The organism is Picosynechococcus sp. PCC 7003 (genome assembly GCF_001693255.1).
Classification (GTDB): Bacteria; Cyanobacteriota; Cyanobacteriia; order Cyanobacteriales; family MRBY01; genus MRBY01.
Genome location: NZ_CP016476.1, coordinates 197,523 through 215,419, shown reverse-complemented (window position 1 = coordinate 215,419; position 17,897 = coordinate 197,523). Strand labels below are relative to the sequence as shown.

Here is a 17,897-nt window from a genome sequence, read left to right as displayed (position 1 = left end):
TTGAATTAAGTTATTGACAGTTATTTTTCTCGGTTTTTTTAACGTGTCCAAGGCCCAGGCAATGTCTCTGAGCCGCTTATCAATGGACTTTATTTTTGCTATTAAATTTCAGCTATTGAGATCGATGCTTAGGTGTTTTCCGTTTTCAACTCAGGATTATTCTCAACAAAGGGTGGCTTGGACATCTGCTCTACTCGCTGTCCTAGTGGTGATCACCAGTATTGTTGCCCTATGTCAGGGGGCTGTAACCATGAGTTTGGATCAAGTCTGGCAAGCGCTGAGACACCAGGGTGACCCAATGTTTCAAACGATTATTTGGGATTTGCGCTTACCTCGCATTGTGGTGGCCTTGGTGGTGGGAGCCGCTTTGGGGTTATCCGGTGCGCTTCTCCAGGGGTTACTCCGCAATAGCCTCGCCGATCCGTTTATCCTCGGCATCTCGGCGGGGGCCGGTTTGGTGGCGATCGCCTTTATTACCCTCAATGTCCTAGCGATTTGGATTCCTTTGGGGGCCTGGCTGGGGGCTTTGGTCACCGCAGCGGTGGTCTATGGCCTCGGCTATGTGGGCGGCGGCCTGTCCGTAGAGCGTCTGGTACTGGCGGGGGTGGCGGTAAGTTCCCTGTTTGGGGCAGTCCAAACCACCCTGATCCTCTTAGCGGATGACAGTCGTATCCAGGCGGCTCTCAACTGGTTAATCGGTAGTCTCAACGGTCGCGGTTGGCAGGATTTAAGCTTGGTGGCCCCCTATCTGAGTGTGGCCTTGATTGTCGGCTGTTTATTGGGACGGTCTTTAAATTTGCTGAATCTCGGTGATGATGCGGCGGTGGGTCTGGGGGTTTCCCTGGTGCGATCGCGGTTACTGATTGGCGGCATTGCCAGCTTATTGGCAGCCAGTGCAGTGAGTATTTCTGGCCTTATCGGTTTTGTGGGTTTGGTGGTGCCCCATGGGGTACGGCTCTTAGTAGGAGCAGACTACCGCTGGATTTTACCCCTCTCGGCCCTGGCTGGGGCGTGGGTCTTAACCTTGGCGGATCTCCTATCTCGCTCTGGGGCAGTGGAATTACCCGTGGGAGCTGTCACAGCCCTGTTGGGATCACCATTATTTATTGCGTTGCTCTATCGGCGAGGTCGGGAGGCTCAGGCATGACATTATCGCAGGCATTAAAGGTACAACCACCGGAATCTTCAAGGTCATCTTTGCTCGAAGGGGAGCATCTGTTTGGAGGCTATACCAAAAGGTCAGTGGTTCAGGATGTCAACTTAACGGTGCATCCAGGGGAATGGCTGACCATCGTCGGGGGAAATGGATCGGGAAAGTCCACCCTACTCCGGCTCTTGAGTCGCATTCTCAAGCCACAACGGGGAGTAGTGCGCTTGGACGGAAAAGCAATTCAGCGGCGATCGCCCCAGGAAGTGGCCCGCAGTCTGGCGATTTTACCCCAACAATCCCGGATTCCGATGGGCTTAACCGTACGGCAGCTGGTCGGTTTAGGGAGAGCCCCCCACCAAAACTGGTGGCAGTGGGAATACAGCGAGGCGGATCACGTCCAGATCGATCAAGCCCTGGCCCAGACCCAACTGAGTCAGTTTGCTCATCGCCCCGTGGCGCAACTGTCTGGTGGAGAACGTCAACGGGCTTTTCTCGCCTTGGCCCTGGCCCAAAAGCCAAAGATTCTCATTTTGGATGAACCCACAACGTTTCTGGACATCCATTATCAACTGGAACTGTTGGAACTGCTTAAGCAGTTAAACCGCGAGCAAAATTTGACCATTGTCACCGTTCTTCATGAGCTAAATTTGGCGACCCGTTACAGCGATCGCCTAGCCATGGTTAAGGACGGCAAACTCTTTGCCCTGGGGACACCCACTGCGGTGATGACTCCAGAAAATCTACGGTTTGGTTTTGGGGTAGAAGCGGTGACAATACCGACCCCTGTGGGCTTACAAATCTGCGTTTTAGGGCCAGCCTCGGTTTAATTAGGCCGCTGATACTGCTCAAATCTGGTCTTTGTTTCCATCAGATCATGCTCTACCTATTGCAATTACATCTATTTATACTCATTAACTGATTTATCTATGAAACCTTATCAGCTGCGTTATGGTTTGGCGTTGTGTGGCTTGGTACCCTTCATGTTTTGCGTATCCCCAGGGGAGGCGATCGCCCAAATAAATCCGGAAACAAACTTCTTGGCCCAAGCCCAACCCGTGACCATCACTGGAATCCGCCTCGATCCCCAACCCGACCGCGTGAACATCATTCTCGAAACGGCGGCGGGGCAATCCTTAACCCTACCTGGTCAACCCTTTATTCAGCGAGGCACAGATCTAGTCGCAACCGTAGAACCCGCCATCCTCGCTCTACCCGATGGTCAAAATTGGCAATTTACCGCACCGACCGCTGATATTGCAGCGATTACAGTCGAACAACAGGGAGGCGATCGCCTGGAAATTATTGTCCAGGGTCAAGGGGAATTACCAGCAACGGCTGTTTCCCTCGACACCATGGCTGCCATTGCGACCAACGAGGACATGGTAGATCTGGCGGAAATGACTCTAAATCTAGACGCGATGCCCGTCGAAGAACTCGAAATTACAGTGTTGGGCACGCGATCACCGCGCCTTGTGAATCGTACCCCCGGCTCGATCAGTGTGATTGATGCCGAAGAAATTGACGATAATCTTGTCCAAGATTTGCGGGATCTTGTCCGCTACGAACCCAATGTTTCTGTGGGAAATGATCGACGCTATGGGCTGCAGGATATTAACATCCGGGGTCTAGGGGGCAATCGAGTCCTGATTCTTAATGATGGTATTCGGATTCCGACCCAATTTACCTTTGGCACCCCGGCTTTGGGACGAGATTATGTGGATCTTGATAGCTTACAACGGGTAGAAATTATTCGCGGCCCGGCCTCTGCCCTCTATGGCAGTGATGCCCTCGGTGGGGTAGTTAGCTTCCAAACCATTGATCCCAGCGATCTTTTGGCTTTAACCGACAAAAATAACTTTACGCGGATCTCCACCGGCTTCGAAACCACCGACAAAAGCTTAAATTATGGTGCAGTGACCGCCTTCCGGGCCGGTTCCCTGGAGGCATTAATTGGCTATAACGGTCGCAGTGGGTTCGAGGCCCGCCTCCCCGAAGGCAATGAGTTTGTGGATGACCGCTATGGCGATCGCGATAATTTCCTTGGGAAGTTAAATTTCAACCTCAGTGAAAATTCTACCCTGGCCTTTACCACCGAAATTTTCCGCAGCACCAATGAATTCCAAGTCGCACCAATTACTGCGCCCCTGCTTCAAGGCCCCCGGGGGTTCCAGGGCCAAAACGAAACCCTCGAAGCAGATTCCTATCGGGAACGGTACAGTCTTGCTTACCTCTATGACAACCCCGACGGAGGAGGCTTCATTGACAATGCCAAGGCGCAAATTTACTACCAAAATGCTGGTGTTGATGAGCTGCGCACCCAGGATTTCTTAAATTCCGCAGAGACAGAACGACGTTTTCGTAATCTCAGTAATACCTTTACCGACGAGCTGTTTGGTGGTGAGGTACAGCTACAAAGTAATTTCCGTTGGGGCAATATTGATAACCGTTTAACCTATGGCTTTGATTTATCAAAGACCAATAATGAACGAACCAGAGATGGCTTAGAAACCCGCTTTGATGCCGCTGGTAATGTTACCCTAACGACCAATCAGGTGGGTTCTGATAACTTCCCAGTGAAGGATTTCCCAGATTCAGAAACGACTCGCTTTGGGATCTATCTCCAAAATGAAATGGCCTTGTCGGATACCTTTACCCTTTTGCCCGGTCTGCGCTATGACACCTATCGCCTCGATACTACTATTGATGAGCTTTACCAACGCAACAGTCCTGATGCCGAAGCTACTGACTTTAGTGATTCTGCCTTTTCCCCTAACCTAGGCTTTGTGTGGCAAACCTCCCCAGAAATTGCCCTAGTCGGTCGCTATGCCCGGGGTTTTCGGTCACCTTTGTACAGTGAAATCAATGCGGGCTTTACAAATTTAACCAGCCCTTTTTTCCGCTATAAAACCCTATCAAATCCGAATCTCAAACCGGAAACCAGCGACACTTTTGAGTTAGGGATTCGTGGTGATTTCCCCCGGGGGAATTTTAGTGTGACGGGTTTCTATAGCTATTACGAAAACTTTATTGAAACCTTTGCCAGTGCTGGGGTTGAATTTATTGATAATGGCCCACCCGTTAATTTATTCCAATCCCAAAACGTGGGCGCGGCCCGTACTTACGGTGTCGAACTGGCTGGGGAATATCGCTTTAGTGATCAACCCCACGGGTTTAGTGTGATTGGTAGTTTGGGTCTGACGGTGGGGGATGACCTAGAAGATGACGAACCCCTGGAAAGCGTGGAACCCCTCAAGGCGGTGTTGGGCTTGCGATATCGCGGTCAGGAAGATCGGTGGGGTACGGATCTGATTGCCACTTTAGTGGGTGAACCACGACTCCGGGGCGATCGCCCAGCGGGTTCCTACAGTCCAGAAGGGTATGCCGTGGTGGATCTATTGGGCTATTACAACATCAATCCTAATCTCAAGCTGAATGCGGGGATTTTTAACCTGTTTAACAATCAGTATTTCCTTTATTCCGATGTCCGACCCCTCTTAAATTCGCCGGAACCTGTGGATATTGACCGTTTTGCGCAACCGGGGGTTAGCCTACGGGCCGGTTTAACTTGGCAATTTTAACGTTGATCCCCATTTAATCGACAAGGATAAAAACGCCCTGTTTTCCCTTTGTCGTTCGCTCTTCATTGCACTATTTTTGCTGAATTTTGTTGTTTACCTTTTGGAGAATATCCATGTCTAACGCAATTTCTGCCCAATTTCGCCATAGAACGATGATGCCGTTTTTTTCAACCCGACGTTCCCTCAGTGTATTACTCGTTCTAGCGCTGGCCGGGGGCTGTGGCCAAACACCACCGAATTTATCAGACTCCAGTGACCCAGCAACGGCGATCGCCAACCAAGCACCCACCCCGGAAACAGCAACAAAAATTGTGGCTTTAACGTCCCTATCGGCGGATATTATTGCCCGTCTTGACGCGGAAAAATTAGTCGGCATCCCTGGCAGTCGTCTTTTAGCAAACAATCCCGTCTTTCAAGATTTACCTACCGTCAGCGAAGGCCAAACGCCCCCCAGCCTCGAAAAAATTGTCGCCTTGAAACCGGATTTAGTCGTTGGCGCAACGGGATTCCATGATCAAGTGTTGGCAAGATTAGAAGAGTTGGGCATTCAAACCCTCGCCACCGCTGTCCCCGATTGGCGATCGCTCGAAGAATTAACCCAGACCCTCGCCGAGAAAACCCAAACCGACCCGACGCCCCTACTCCAAAGCTACGCCCAATGCGTGCCCCAAGGTGCTTCTCCGGACGATCCGACTCTGGTTTTAGTCAGTAATCAGCCGATCCTCGCCCCCAATAAAAACAGTTGGGCAGGGGATTTGTTGACCCGTTTCCAGTTCAATAATCTCGTTGCCGATCTCCAGGGGGATAGTCCCCAGCAAGGTTATGTGACTCTTTCCCCCGAAAAGGTTCTGACGGCTAATCCCGAAGTTTTGATCATGGTGGATGTGGGAGATGATTCGATCAATCAACTTAAATCCGCTCCCTTTTGGCAGGATTTAGCCGCCGTCAAAAATGACCGCCTCTATACTTTTGATTATTATGGCCTTGTGAATCCGGGGGGCATTGACGCCATCCAAAGCACCTGTGAAAAGTTGCAAGGGATCACCTAAATTGCTGCCCAATCAAGCTTTTTCCTTCATAATTCTCCTATTTCCTCAACCCCAAAACCCATGCCAAACGCCAATGTAACCCACCTCCAATCCCTTTCCTTCCAGGAGGCGATCGCCTTTACCCAAACTTGGTTAGAGCAGGTCGCAGCCCAACAACTCACTGATGCGGAAATTCTCACCCAAATGCAGGCGGTGTTAAGCCATCGAGATGGGGTGCGGGGCTTTTTTGTGAGTTATTTAACGGGCAATAGTCCCCTCGCGGATCAGGTGCCAGAAATTTTCCTGGAAGGTTTTACCCAGGTGGCAGAACATATTTACGAAATTTTGGTGAAAAATGTGGCGATGTCTACGGCCATGGCGATCGCCCACCGACGCAACGGCGATTTTACCCAGCAACAGGGTTCAGAACGGGTCAAGACACGCTCTCTGAATCTTCTGCAACAACTGGAACAGCGCAATTTAGCCGTCTTTAAAAATGAACGGTTGCGCCTGCTGCAAACCCTCGAAGCTGGTTCAGGAGATTACCAAGACTTTTTAGAGCGTTGGCAATATGACCCAGAGCAATGTGAGGCAATTCGGATGTCACTACAATCGATTTAGCGGATTCTCATCATGCCATTGGCGATCGCCCCAGGAAATCATTCAACCAGTTCCCCCGCTGCCCAAGTGCCTTCAATGCGGGTGCCATCGCTGAAAATATAAACCCCGGCCCCCTGGTAGAGATCATTTTGGAAATTGCCTTCGTAGCGATCGCCATCGGCATAGGCACAGACCCCTGGGCCGTTCAGTAGATTATCCCTAAACTCCCCTTCGCAGCGATCGCCATTGCTAAAGGTAAAGGTACCTTGGCCCATGAAGTTACCACCAACAAATTCCCCGGCATACTCATTGCCATTGGTCAGGGTGTAAACTCCTTCGCCAGTAATTGCCCCCAGGGCCACTTCCCCAGTGTACTGACTGCCATCACTAAAGGTAAAAGTCCCTTCACCGTCGGGAAGGTTATTCTTTAATGACCCCTCGTAGCGATCGCCATTGCTATATTCACAGACACCCGGCCCCATGAGATCGCCGTCGATGACAGTACCCGTACAACGCTCGCCATCACTAAAGACAAAGGTTCCCTCGCCGTTGGGGATGCCCGCCACAAATTCACCCGTGTAACTGCCGCCGTCAGTTGTCGAAAAGGTACCTTGACCGTGGGGTAGTCCCGCTTCAAACTCTCCCTCATAGCGATCGCCATTGCCATATTCCCGGATGCCGCGGCCCTGGATTTGGCCCCCTTGGAATTCCCCTTCGTAACGTCCATCCGCCGCAAAAGTATAGATTCCCTCGCCCTCTTTTTCGCCGCCGACAAACTCCCCTTCATAGCGATCGCCGTTGCCATACACACAGATCACTGGCCCCTGGAGTTGACCTTCCACCACTTCACCTTCACATTGGCCACCATCGGGTAAAGACACAGTTACCCCATTGGCGATCGCCGCTGTCCCCAGGATGCCCCAGAGAACCAGACCAAAGGACAAAAAACGATTGTGCTGCATCATCATAGTTAAAAACAATCCGGTAAATGGGTAAAACATAAACTCAAAAATTGAACCCAAAAACTTAGCTCCCAACCTCTGCTGGGGGAATTTGTTGCTGTTGCTGTTCTAATTCCGCCTGTCTTTGGCGTTCTACCTCAGCTTGTCTCTGACGTTCTAGTTCCGCCTGCCGTTGCCGTTCTGCCTCTACCTGCCGTTGTTGCTCTAATGCAGCTTGTCTTTCCCGTTCTGCTTCAGCCTGCTCCTGTTGTTTCAATTCTGCCTGACGTTGCTGTTCCTGTTGCGCCCGTTGCTGTGCCTCAGCTTCCTGTTGCTGGCGGGCTAATTCTGCCTGATGTTGTTGAGCCTCAGCTTCCTGTTGCTGGCGGGCCAATTCTGCCTGACGTTGTTGTTCCTGTTCCCGGGCGATTTGCGCCTGTCGCTGTTGTTCCACTTCGGCTTGGCGTTGTTGGGCTTCCCGCTGAAAATTTGTGCCGGGTTGGGCAAAGTTAATCGCCAGTCTAACCCGCCGTTGTTCGCCACTGGGACAACGAATTCCCCTTGCTGCTGATAATGCAGCCTGATCCAACGCCGCATAGTTACTAGATTGGACAATCCTGGCCTGGGCGACGCCGCCATTGGTTGCTGTGATGACCTCCACCACAGGACGGGCTTCGATACCACGGGAGGCGAGGGAGGCCGGAAATTGGGGTTGGCTTGGGGCAGAACAACCGGCACCAGAAGCCACAGGAGCCGCTGGAGGATTATTCACCGGTCGATTCGGGGTAGACCGCTGGGCACCCGTTTGGTTAGCGGGAACATTGCTATTGCCAAGATTATTTTGACGACCATTCCCTTGGAGGCCATTACGTAAAGCATTCAAGCCTGAATTCCCCGAAGTTTGCCCCAGGGGTCGAGAAGCAGTACCGGGGTTTGTCGGTTGGGAACGATTGGCCCCTGTCGCATTGTTATTGTTTGCGGCAATATTGCGATTGACCCCAGATGCAGCGGCCTGGAGTTGGCCCTGTAATGGATTAAAGTTTTTAGGCGATAGGGGAACAGGGGGATCCTCAACCACCTGGGGTTCTGGATCTGGTGCGGGTTCTTGGGGTTGTGACTCAGGGGATGTCTTCTGAACTTGCGGTTCTGGTGGGGCTTCCTGGGGGCGGACTGTGGGGGCTGTAGCAGTTTGTTTGATCTGAGGCACTAGCACAGGGCTATTGATCTCTGCACTTAGAGCAGGCACATTCGGATTTGCCGCAGGTATTGGCGGGGTACCCAGGGGCTCTGGGGGAGTTTCCTCAACAACTTCCGGTTCCTCAACAGGCGAAGTTTCAGTGACGATGAATTCTAAGGGTGGTTGTTCTGTAGAGACCGTTTCCACTGGAGGTAACCAGCGCAACCCGAACAAAGCTCCTGCATGGAGGGCGACAGAGCCTGTCAACCCATAGGTCAACCATTTTTTCAGGATTTCCTGTTCATTTTGCCGCTCTTGCTGACAAAAGTCAGACATACTCATGGGGGCTTTCCTTCTACTGGTTGCAAAATTACGCTAAAGTAGCCTCTACCTTATCATTAATAAGAATTAATATCAATAAAAAAAGCCCATTTTAAGCAGTCCATTGGATTTTGAGCGATTGAGTGATATTTTCCTTATTGTCAAAGACTGATTGAATCATAGAGTTTTAAGGTTCTCTCAGGCATTAGTTGGCTGATTGATCATTATTTAAAAAACTACTTTTGAGCTATTTTTAAGTTTTTTCAATAATTTTTCAATAAAATTAGGCATGTCTAGCTTTTTCGGATGAAAGGGGAGTTGCATAAATTTATCCCAAAGGGGCGATAAATAAAGTAAGGTCACATCAGAAGTACGGTGCATGGCATCCCAAGAACTGAATCAACTACGGCAACAACTCGGTCAAATACCGCCCCAAAGTCCAGAACGGCGGCGCACTCTGCGGCAAATGGGCATACAAATCCAACAATCCAAGGGGGGCCTCAACCACAAATTAACCCTGTGGATTGACCAGGCCAAAGCCATTGAAGAAGATCTGCTGCCGCCCATATTGAAAACGCTTTGCCAGCGGGAACTCCTTGCCCAGGCGATCGCCTTAATTGAACAATCCGGTAAACTCTGGCAGAACTACAATCCCCTGGATGAAGATGCTTACCGGGAGGCCTACCTGAAGACCTTGGAATATTTCTATCGCCATTACCAAGATTATGACCCTAGCCAAGCCCAGGTCACTACATGGCTCAATTTTCGCCTCAAAAATGAATTCAAAACCCAGCAGACCAAACAATACCACCGGCAACAACGGCAGGCGAATGCCCAAAGCGATGCTGGAGAAGACCTCGATTTGTTCAATCTTCTAGAATCCCCCAGCGATGGAGAGGCCGCCCGACAGATGAAAACGGGCATTGAAACCTGGATTGCCACAGATCCAGAGCTGCCAACGGTAACAATTAAGAATAAACCCGCTCTGAGCGCCCAGTGGTTACTCCAAGCTAGATTTATCGAGGAACAAGAATGGGGTCAACTGGCGAAAAAATGTGGGGTGACTGTCGCCACTCTTAGTAGTTTTTATGAGCGGCAATGTCGGGGCCGCTTAATTACCTTTATTGAAGCCAACTATGATTTTATTCCCCCCGATAGCCCGATCAACCCCTGCGAACATCTACGGGGTCTCCTGAAGGATAAGGCCCTGCAAAAACAGCACTTCGAGGAAAAATTCAACCATTGGCTGGCCACTGACCCACATCTCCAAACTCTAACCCTACGGCAAAAACCCAGTATCACCGCGCCACATTTTCTCAAGACGACCCTAGCAATCCTCCAAAAACCTCGACAGGGATTAACCCAGGTGGCCGCAATCCTAGAGGTTGATCCCAAATACCTAGAACGGTTCTATGAGTTTCACCTTCTGCCCTTCATTCAAGCCTTTGTGCATAAAATCCGACGGGAAGGCAGATAGATGGGTAAATACTTTAATTCCCAAAAACTTCTATGTCCTTCTTCGCGCTACAGATAAAGTTAAAGCCAATGAACCCAAACTCCCACCAACAACCCACCATTCCCCTCACCGCCCCAGACCGGCAGTGGGTGAAAAATATTGCGATTCAATCTGGTTGTGAAGGCGAGAAACTAAAGACGTTAATTAAAAATCTGTTGGCAGTGCGGGCGATCGCCCATTGGTTAGATATCTATGGCATTCCCTACGCCTGGGAAAAAAGCTATTGCAGTCAGCCCTTAATGCACCTCAATGAAAATTGTGCAGACTTATATTTGGCTGGGTTGGGCCGCCTGGAATGTCGTGCCACAACAAGCAATCAGCGCACAGTTGCAGTGGAGCCGGAAGCCTGGACAGACCGACTGGGCTATGTGGTAGTTCAGTTGCAGGATGATCTCCAAGATAGTCAACTGCTCGGCTTTGTTGAAACAGTGAGGGATGGGGTGATTTTCAGAGATCAGTTGCAACCGATAGAAGGCTTATTTGGGGTATTCGCTGCGGTGGAACTGCAAAATGCCCCTGTGAATTCCCTTAATCAAGTGGCGGAAACGATCCAAGCCTGGCTGAGTCGTGCCCTAGATAATGCCTGGCAGGTGGGAGACTTTTATTTTGGCCAGCCCAGCTTTGCGCCAGTGCGCAGTCAGACCACAGTACGCAAGGTGATCGCCCAACTCCAGAACACCAGCAATGAAGCCAGTAAACAGCGGCTCATGATTACCCTGGGAGAATTAGCCCAGACAGAGACGAAAGGCGAGGCGATCGCCACTTTGGTGAATATTTTGCGGCAGAGTACCCAGGAGGATACCCGCTGGTTAGCGGCCAGTACCCTCGCCCGTCTAGACCCCAAGCATCCCCAGGCGGCCCATCGACTGCGGAAAACCCTTGCTGCTAGTCTCAGTCTTTTGGACAATCCCCTTGAATTGAACATTGCCCTGATGCCCAGCATCAACCAAGAGATCGACGCGATTATTGAGGTGGGTTGTGCCAATAGCCAACAGCAGCTCCCTAATGGTTTGCAGTTGAGTCTCTGGTCGGCAGAAAATGAATTAATCGACGAAATCAGCGTCACTGCTAGCCAAGGGACACCAAAAAATTATTTAAAAATGACCCTAGAGATCGAACCGGGCACAGATTTTCGGGTGCAACTGAGCCTAGGCGCACAGCAGGTGAGTGAACTGATTCATCTCTAATATCTGCATCCGACTCAAGGAACTATGGCACAGCGATTGATCATCCTAAAAATAATTACGGGCAGTTTTAAGGCGGGTTTTACTGTTGCCCTCGATGTGGAACAGCACCACCAAGGCCAGATTCAGACTTGTCTAAAGGATTACTATGGCCATTTACCGCCCCTACCGGAAAATCTCAACCTCGAACAGCACTATCATGCTTGGCTAGAAACCATCCGCACCGCCCCCAGTGACCAAGCCCAGACCCACCGGGGTATTAAGGTCAAAAGCAAACAGGCGATCGCCAAACGTTATGAAGCCCCCCGCAACCAAAGCCGCCAAGCCCTACAAGCAACGATGGCGCAATGGCTAACGACATCAGACCCCAGGTGGCATGACCTCGAAAAACAAATCCTGCAATGGTGCCAACCAGAGCAGTGGCAAACCTGTCTGGTGATACAAATTTCCCAAGCCCTCTACCAAGATAATCCGGCTACCGCTGATCTCCTGGGTAAACTGCCCTGGCGCGAATGGCCCCTCCTGCAAACGCAACATATTTCCCTGGCACTTAATACCCGTCAATACGGCGAAGCTCCGTTAAACCTTGCACCCAAAACCGCTCGCCGCCAATATATCCCCTGGTACCGGGCTTTTTTCCCAAGAACACGGATTCTCCATTTAATCGGTGATAGTGGTGGCCTGGATCTCAAACCCGATCAACGGGTACTGGCCCAGCTCAAGGATGCTGAGATTGTCACCCTCCAATCTCCCAGCTATGGGGAACTCAGCCGTCGCCTCCGGGATCCCCGTGGTTTTGACCTGCTCATTTACTCGGGCCATAGTGAAGCTTGCTATGACGAAGATTTAGCAGCGATGCTCCTCAGTGAAGCAGATGGGGTGACGATCCAAGATTTACAACGCTCTTTCCAAAAGGCGATCGCCAATGGTCTCCAATTTGCCCTGTTTAATTCCTGTGCCAGTAGCCAACTCGCGGAAACCCTCCTCAACTATGGCCTGAAGACGATTATTTCGATGCAGGCGGAAATCCCTGATCCCGTCGCCCACCACTTCATCGAACGCTTCTTTGTTCACTATGCCCAGGGAAAACTCCCCCTCTTTCGAGCCCTGGGGGAAACCCTGATAGATCTCGAAGAATACGACCAAGATTATCCGGGGGTGGCCTGGTTGCCCCTGATGCACCACAATCCCAGCACGGTGCCGCCCCGCTGGACAAGTCTACGCAGTAAACCCCGTTCCATCCGTCGTCAGGGTCTGGTGGGTATCGGGGCGATCGCCGTCACCCTAGCCCTCCGTTCCCTCGGTTTATTGCAGCCCCTAGACCTAAAATTATTTGATCTATTTCTGCGGAGTCAGCCCTTCCCCAAGCCAGAGACAGAACGGGTCGTGGTCGTCACCATTGATCCCGATGATCTCGATATTCTGCGACAAAATGGCCTCCAGGTAGAGACAGGCGATGATGTCATTGCCGATGCAGCCTTGGCGGATGTATTAGAAAAAATTCAAGCCTATGAACCCCGCTGGTTGGGTTTGGATATCATCCGGGATCTGCCCATTGCCGATGCTGGTACAGCCCAATTGCAGGCACTTCTACAGTCCAGTGAGCAGCTTTTTGTTACCTGTGGTTTTCCCGATGAAACGGGTAATGAACAGTTGCCGCCCCCAGGTATTGATCCGGCTTACCTGAGTTTTAATAACTTTCCCATCGATCCCGACCGGGTCATTCGCCGCCAACTGCTCTACCTCGATCCCCTAGAGAACTCAACCTGTAATGCGTCCCAATCCCTTGCTTTTTCCCTGGCACTGAACTATCTGAGCGATGCAGGGATTGTGCCTATGGACAGAGCCAGCCTCACTTGGAATGATGCTGTTTTTCCGGCCCTGGCTGAAACCCCTGGCAGCTATCTCAATCAGCGGCGCTTGGGTGGGGGCTATCAAATCCTCTTTCGACCGCAACCGCGTGGCTACTTACGGGAAATTAGCATCACCACCCTCTACGCGGACAGTGATCAACGGCTCAACCTCAAGGATAAGGTGGTACTTCTGGGCTACCGTCACAAGGATCTCCACCGCACGGCCTTTGGCCCAGAGATTCCAGGGGTGGTGATCCAAGGGCAAATGGTGCAGCAGTTTTTGGATGGGGTACTAGAAAATCAGCCTCAGCTTTGGGTTTTAGCGCCCTGGGGGGAAATGCTTTGGTTAGTGGCCTGGGGAGTCATACCCAGTTTTGGGATCGGTCTATTGTTAATCTTTGGGCAATCCCAAGGGAAAGGGTATGGCCTATTGTTGGGGTGTGGCATCGTTGGAAGTGGCTTTGCTTGGTTTGTGTTGAAAACCTGGGGGCTATGGTTGCCTTTGGGATCTCCCTTAGTGCTGTTATTGGCATTATTTGGGGGTACGATAATAGCAGCAAGAACGAGAGAATCATAAACTTTTGTTACATAGTCTAGGAATTTGCTAGTAGATGACCCAAGAGCCCCGAAATATGATTTTTATGACTATTTTATCTCGTCTTGCGCTGTGGACGGGCTTAATCTTGTCTCAGGGTCAAACGTTAGCGGCTCAACCAGCGACAGAGACAACCCAAGGTGCTTCGAAGCCGAAGAAGGAAAAACCGATTCGGTGGCAACCGCCGGCTGATGTGGGGAGTTCGGGACGGCGCACGGGTAATCCACCGCCCACGGTGCAGGGGGGCTCCCGGAATGGTTGTGTCTATGAGGGAGATTTACCGTTAACGGCGTTGATTCCCAGTAGTTATGAGGGCAGGGTCGGGGTAGAGGCTCCGGTGCTCCAGGTTTATTTTCCCTACAGTGGTGAGCAGCAAGTGAGGCTTACGGTTCAGACCTATACGGGAACGGAACTTTTAGAAGTTTATCAAGGGCAGTTTTTGTTAAAGGATGCGATGGGTTTTGTTGGGTTGCCGTTACCGTCTCAGTTAGCCTTAGAAAAAGATCTGGTCTATCGCTGGCGATTTTCGGTGCTCTGCGAGGGCAAAATTGGCGATTATGTAGAGGGGAATTTTAGCCTGGAACCAAGGGAGCTTGAGCCGGAGTTGGTCGCGGAGTTGGCGGAAGCTTCAGCACTAGAAAAGGCGGAAATTTATCTAGAACAGGGTTGGTGGTATGACGCAATAACGGTTTTGTCTGGGCTACGGACTGATTCCCAGGGGACGCAGTTATGGGCGGAATTGCTCACAGTGGAAGGGTTGATGGGTTTTGTTTTAGTTCAGGAGTAGTTGAGTGATGAGTTCATTTTGGTTGAAGTCTTTGAGGGGGTTGATGGTTCTAGGGATGACGTTACAGCCAGTAGAGTTAATGGCTCAGGAGGAACCGGAGTTTTTATTAAATGTGCAGAAGGAGCTAACAGCAAAGGATTCCATGTTAGAGGATGGTAGTTTCTTGGATTCATATTCTTTTGATATGAAAGAAGGTCAAAATATAATTATTCAACTAGAAAGTGAGTATTTTAATCCTTACTGGACGATTTTTAATAATGAAGGCGAGAAAGTCCTTGAGCAAAACGATTTAATTAGCTTTCCAGACATGGGCTATTTTTTAGGAGGTTTAGCTCCCGGAGCTTATTTATTAAAAATAACTGCGGCAGACAACTCAATAGTAAATGGGTACTCTGTACGCATCAAAGAAGCAACAGAAATAGATAAGCAAAAAAATCAAGCTAGAATTCTTAATAGACTGGGGTTGGCATATAATAATATAGGGGAAAAAGAACTAGCACTTAATTCTTTTCAAGAAGCTCTCGCAATCAATAGAGCAATTGAAGATTTAAAAAGTGAATCCGATAATCTTAACAATATTGGTTATTTATACATCTCTTTGGGTAAGACTCAAGAAGCACTTGATTATTATCAGCAAGCTTTATCCGTCAGCGAAAAAATCAGTGATATTTCAGGAGTGGTAACGACTCTTGGTAATATTGCTTCAGTTTATAGCTTGCTAGGAGAATATGATAAAGCACTAGCATCTTATATTGAAGTACTTGTTAAACAAAGAGAGATCCAAGATATTTCTGGAGAAGTCACTACATTAAGTAATATTGGATACCTCTATACTTCTATAGGTGAAAATAGAAAAGCATTAGATTATTATTATGAAGCTTTATCTCTTAATAAAAAAATTGGCGATAATATAAGCGAGGGTATAACCCTCAATAATATTGGATCAGCTTACCAATATTTAGGAAAATATGATAGAGCAATAAATTATTTTCAAGAATCTCTTTTAATAAAAAAAGATCATAATGGAGAGGCAACAAGCTTAAATAATATCGGATCAGTTTATGAAATTTTAGGAGAGAATCAACAATCACTTGATTATTATCAACAGGCCTTGTTAATTATTAGAAAAACTGGTTATCGATTTGGAGAAGCTGGGAGCTTAAATAATATCGGATCAGTTTATAGCTCATTGGGAGAGTACGAAAAAGCATTAGATTATTATTTGCAAGCTCTATTAGTTAGTCGAGAAATTGGCAGTCAGTCAACTGAAGCTACAAGCTTGAACAATCTTGGTTTATATCATTATATATTGAATGATAAGGAAAAGATATTAAGCTACTATCAGGAAGCATTAAAAATCAACCGAGCAATAAATAATAAATTGGGCGAGGCAACAGTCTTAAACAACCTTGGATTATATTATACTTCATTACAGAATTATGAAAAAGCATTTGATTATTATCAACAAGCTCTCTCTCTTAGCAATTCCATTATGTATAATCTCGGGGAAGCATCCTCTCTAAATAATTTTGCGTATCTTTTTTTTGAAAAAGGAGATTATCAAAAAGCTAATCAATACTTTTATCGGTCTCTTGAACTAAAAGAGTTAATCAACAATAAAGATTTAGATGATGTTCTCAAAATATCTTTTTTAGATACTTATCGAAATACATATAAAAGTTTACAAAAAAGTTTAATTACAGAAAATAAACAAACAGAAGCCTTAGAAATTGCTGAACGAGGCCGTGCTCGCGCCTTGGTAGAACTCCTCAACAAGCGCTTTTCCGGTAGTGCCGAATTTATCCCCATGGCTAAACCCACAATCGCCGAACTCAAGGCGATCGCCAAAGACCACGACAGCACCCTCGTTACCTATTCCCTCATCCCCAGCGAAACCGCCCCTCGACAATTTGAAAACACAGAACTCTATATCTACGTCATTACCCCCCAGGGAGATGTAGAATTCCGCGCCGTTGACCTCACCCAAAGGCCAAACTTCTCAGAGGCGATCGCCGCTGCCCGTAAAACCGTTAGTACTCCACCCCCAGAACGAGGCGATCGCAGTGGCGCAGGGCATACAAGCAGCTATCAATTTACTGATTTCCAAGTAGGCGATTACGTCAAACTCCAAGGCGAATTTCCCACCGACGAACCCTGGCAGATTATTGCCCTCAACCCCAACAGCCAAACCCTCACCCTCGACCAAACCCAACGGGAAACCCCCCTCGAAAACGTCAGCCCCAACCGCATTGCCACAAAAACCGATACCTCTCTCCAGCAACTCCACCAAATCCTGATCGATCCCATCGCCGACCTCTTACCCAGCAATCCCGATGATGATGTAATCTTTATGCCCCAAGACGCCCTCTTTGGGATTCCCTTCCCCGCCCTCCAGGATGCCAATGGTGAATATCTCATTGAAAAACACACCATCCTCACCTCCCCCTCGATCCAAGTCCTTAGTCAAACTGCCGCCCAAAACAAACGCCTCAATAGCCAACCCAAACCAAGTAATCGAGCCCTAGTAGTGGGTAATCCCTTCCCCTACCCGAAAAACCTCAATTCCCTCGAAAACGCCGTCACCGAAGCCCAGAATATTGGTGAACTCCTAGGCGTTAAACCCCTCCTGGGCAAAGCCGCCACCGAAGCAAAGGTTTTAGAACAAATGTCCCAGGCGGACATCTTGCACTTCGCCACCCACGCCAGCTTCGACGACCAAAATGGTATCCGTAGCGCCATCTACCTCACTGCTGAACCCAATGCCCCTGACGATGACCTCTTTGAAACCCCAGGCCGGATCACCGCCGAGGAAATCTTCAACCAATTTGAAAACAATCCCCTCAATGCCAGATTAGCCGTCCTCAGTGCCTGCGATACCGGCCAAGGAGAAATTACAGGGGATGGGGTGATTGGCCTATCCCGCTCCCTGATTGCCGCTGGGGTGCCCAGCGTGCTTGTCTCCCTCTGGAGTGTGGATGATGCCTCTACGAGCGAACTGATGACAGAGTTCTATCGCCAATGGCAAAACAACAATGTAGACAAAGCCACAGCCCTCCGCAATGCGATGCTCCAAACCAAGGCAGAATACCCAGAACCCTACTACTGGAGTGCCTTTACCCTCATTGGTGAGGCCGAATAATCGGCAGTAAACCGAAAAAATTCGCCAC

Annotated in this window: 12 protein-coding genes; 10 read left to right on the top strand and 2 right to left on the bottom strand. The window is 49.3% G+C overall.

Annotated elements, in window-relative coordinates; translation table 11 throughout:
* The first annotated feature begins 124 nt into the window (after positions 1 to 124).
* From AWQ21_RS15560 to AWQ21_RS15540, 5 genes are all read left to right on the top strand, one after another.
* The gene (locus AWQ21_RS15560) at positions 125 to 1,147 is read left to right on the top strand and encodes an iron ABC transporter permease (protein WP_065715645.1); all 1,023 of its coding nucleotides are present in this window, start codon (positions 125 to 127) and stop codon (positions 1,145 to 1,147) included.
* The gene (locus AWQ21_RS15555) at positions 1,144 to 1,977 is read left to right on the top strand and encodes an ABC transporter ATP-binding protein (RefSeq protein ID WP_065715601.1); all 834 of its coding nucleotides are present in this window, start codon (positions 1,144 to 1,146) and stop codon (positions 1,975 to 1,977) included. Before AWQ21_RS15560 ends, AWQ21_RS15555 begins: the two co-directional genes overlap by 4 nt.
* 99 nt (positions 1,978 to 2,076) lie before the next feature.
* The gene (locus AWQ21_RS15550; protein WP_232315168.1) at positions 2,077 to 4,728 is read left to right on the top strand and encodes a TonB-dependent hemoglobin/transferrin/lactoferrin family receptor; all 2,652 of its coding nucleotides are present in this window, start codon (positions 2,077 to 2,079) and stop codon (positions 4,726 to 4,728) included.
* Positions 4,729 to 4,841: 113 nt separating this feature from the next.
* On the top strand, positions 4,842 to 5,777 hold the full coding sequence (locus tag AWQ21_RS15545; RefSeq protein WP_232315167.1) for an ABC transporter substrate-binding protein: 936 nt from the start codon (positions 4,842 to 4,844) through the stop codon (positions 5,775 to 5,777).
* 60 nt (positions 5,778 to 5,837) lie between these two features.
* Positions 5,838 to 6,377, top strand: a complete 540-nt coding sequence (locus AWQ21_RS15540; protein WP_065715600.1) for a hypothetical protein — start codon at positions 5,838 to 5,840, stop codon at positions 6,375 to 6,377.
* Between the two features lie 38 nt (positions 6,378 to 6,415).
* Here AWQ21_RS15540 and AWQ21_RS15535 read toward each other — a convergent pair whose 3' ends face one another.
* Both AWQ21_RS15535 and AWQ21_RS15530 read right to left on the bottom strand, forming a co-directional pair.
* Positions 6,416 to 7,324: an MORN repeat-containing protein gene (locus tag AWQ21_RS15535; RefSeq protein WP_232315166.1), complete on the bottom strand. Its 909-nt coding sequence runs from the start codon at positions 7,322 to 7,324 to the stop codon at positions 6,416 to 6,418.
* Positions 7,325 to 7,382: 58 nt separating this feature from the next.
* Positions 7,383 to 8,816 (bottom strand): TonB family protein, encoded by a 1,434-nt coding sequence (locus AWQ21_RS15530; RefSeq protein WP_232315165.1) that lies wholly within the window; start codon positions 8,814 to 8,816, stop codon positions 7,383 to 7,385.
* Between the two features lie 358 nt (positions 8,817 to 9,174).
* Between AWQ21_RS15530 and AWQ21_RS15525 the strand changes: the two genes are divergently transcribed.
* The 5 genes from AWQ21_RS15525 to AWQ21_RS16100 all read left to right on the top strand — a co-directional run bounded on the left by AWQ21_RS15525 (position 9,175) and on the right by AWQ21_RS16100 (position 17,869).
* Complete coding sequence (locus AWQ21_RS15525; protein WP_065715598.1) at positions 9,175 to 10,272, top strand: hypothetical protein; 1,098 nt, start codon at positions 9,175 to 9,177, stop codon at positions 10,270 to 10,272.
* A gap of 68 nt (positions 10,273 to 10,340) precedes the next feature.
* Positions 10,341 to 11,498: a DUF1822 family protein gene (locus AWQ21_RS15520; protein WP_065715597.1), complete on the top strand. Its 1,158-nt coding sequence runs from the start codon at positions 10,341 to 10,343 to the stop codon at positions 11,496 to 11,498.
* Between the two features lie 24 nt (positions 11,499 to 11,522).
* The gene (locus AWQ21_RS15515) at positions 11,523 to 13,925 is read left to right on the top strand and encodes a CHASE2 domain-containing protein (protein ID WP_065715596.1); all 2,403 of its coding nucleotides are present in this window, start codon (positions 11,523 to 11,525) and stop codon (positions 13,923 to 13,925) included.
* 64 nt (positions 13,926 to 13,989) lie between these two features.
* Complete coding sequence (locus AWQ21_RS15510; protein WP_198159739.1) at positions 13,990 to 14,730, top strand: DUF928 domain-containing protein; 741 nt, start codon at positions 13,990 to 13,992, stop codon at positions 14,728 to 14,730.
* A 7-nt stretch (positions 14,731 to 14,737) separates the two neighbouring features.
* Positions 14,738 to 17,869, top strand: a complete 3,132-nt coding sequence (locus AWQ21_RS16100; RefSeq protein WP_083998098.1) for a CHAT domain-containing protein — start codon at positions 14,738 to 14,740, stop codon at positions 17,867 to 17,869.
* The last annotated feature ends 28 nt before the right edge of the window (positions 17,870 to 17,897 follow it).

What these genes read in the sequence shown, in the direction of transcription:
- AWQ21_RS15530 (WP_232315165.1), bottom strand. Translation starts at nt 8,816, where the DNA reads ATGAGTATGTCTGACTTTTGTCAGCAAGAGCGGCAAAATGAACAGGAA.
- AWQ21_RS15515 (WP_065715596.1), top strand. Translation starts at nt 11,523, where the DNA reads ATGGCACAGCGATTGATCATCCTAAAAATAATTACGGGCAGTTTTAAG.
- AWQ21_RS16100 (WP_083998098.1), top strand. Translation starts at nt 14,738, where the DNA reads ATGAGTTCATTTTGGTTGAAGTCTTTGAGGGGGTTGATGGTTCTAGGG.
- AWQ21_RS15555 (WP_065715601.1), top strand. Translation starts at nt 1,144, where the DNA reads ATGACATTATCGCAGGCATTAAAGGTACAACCACCGGAATCTTCAAGG.
- AWQ21_RS15550 (WP_232315168.1), top strand. Translation starts at nt 2,077, where the DNA reads ATGAAACCTTATCAGCTGCGTTATGGTTTGGCGTTGTGTGGCTTGGTA.
- AWQ21_RS15535 (WP_232315166.1), bottom strand. Translation starts at nt 7,324, where the DNA reads ATGATGATGCAGCACAATCGTTTTTTGTCCTTTGGTCTGGTTCTCTGG.
- AWQ21_RS15520 (WP_065715597.1), top strand. Translation starts at nt 10,341, where the DNA reads ATGAACCCAAACTCCCACCAACAACCCACCATTCCCCTCACCGCCCCA.
- AWQ21_RS15510 (WP_198159739.1), top strand. Translation starts at nt 13,990, where the DNA reads ATGACTATTTTATCTCGTCTTGCGCTGTGGACGGGCTTAATCTTGTCT.
- AWQ21_RS15525 (WP_065715598.1), top strand. Translation starts at nt 9,175, where the DNA reads ATGGCATCCCAAGAACTGAATCAACTACGGCAACAACTCGGTCAAATA.
- AWQ21_RS15540 (WP_065715600.1), top strand. Translation starts at nt 5,838, where the DNA reads ATGCCAAACGCCAATGTAACCCACCTCCAATCCCTTTCCTTCCAGGAG.
- AWQ21_RS15560 (WP_065715645.1), top strand. Translation starts at nt 125, where the DNA reads ATGCTTAGGTGTTTTCCGTTTTCAACTCAGGATTATTCTCAACAAAGG.
- AWQ21_RS15545 (WP_232315167.1), top strand. Translation starts at nt 4,842, where the DNA reads ATGTCTAACGCAATTTCTGCCCAATTTCGCCATAGAACGATGATGCCG.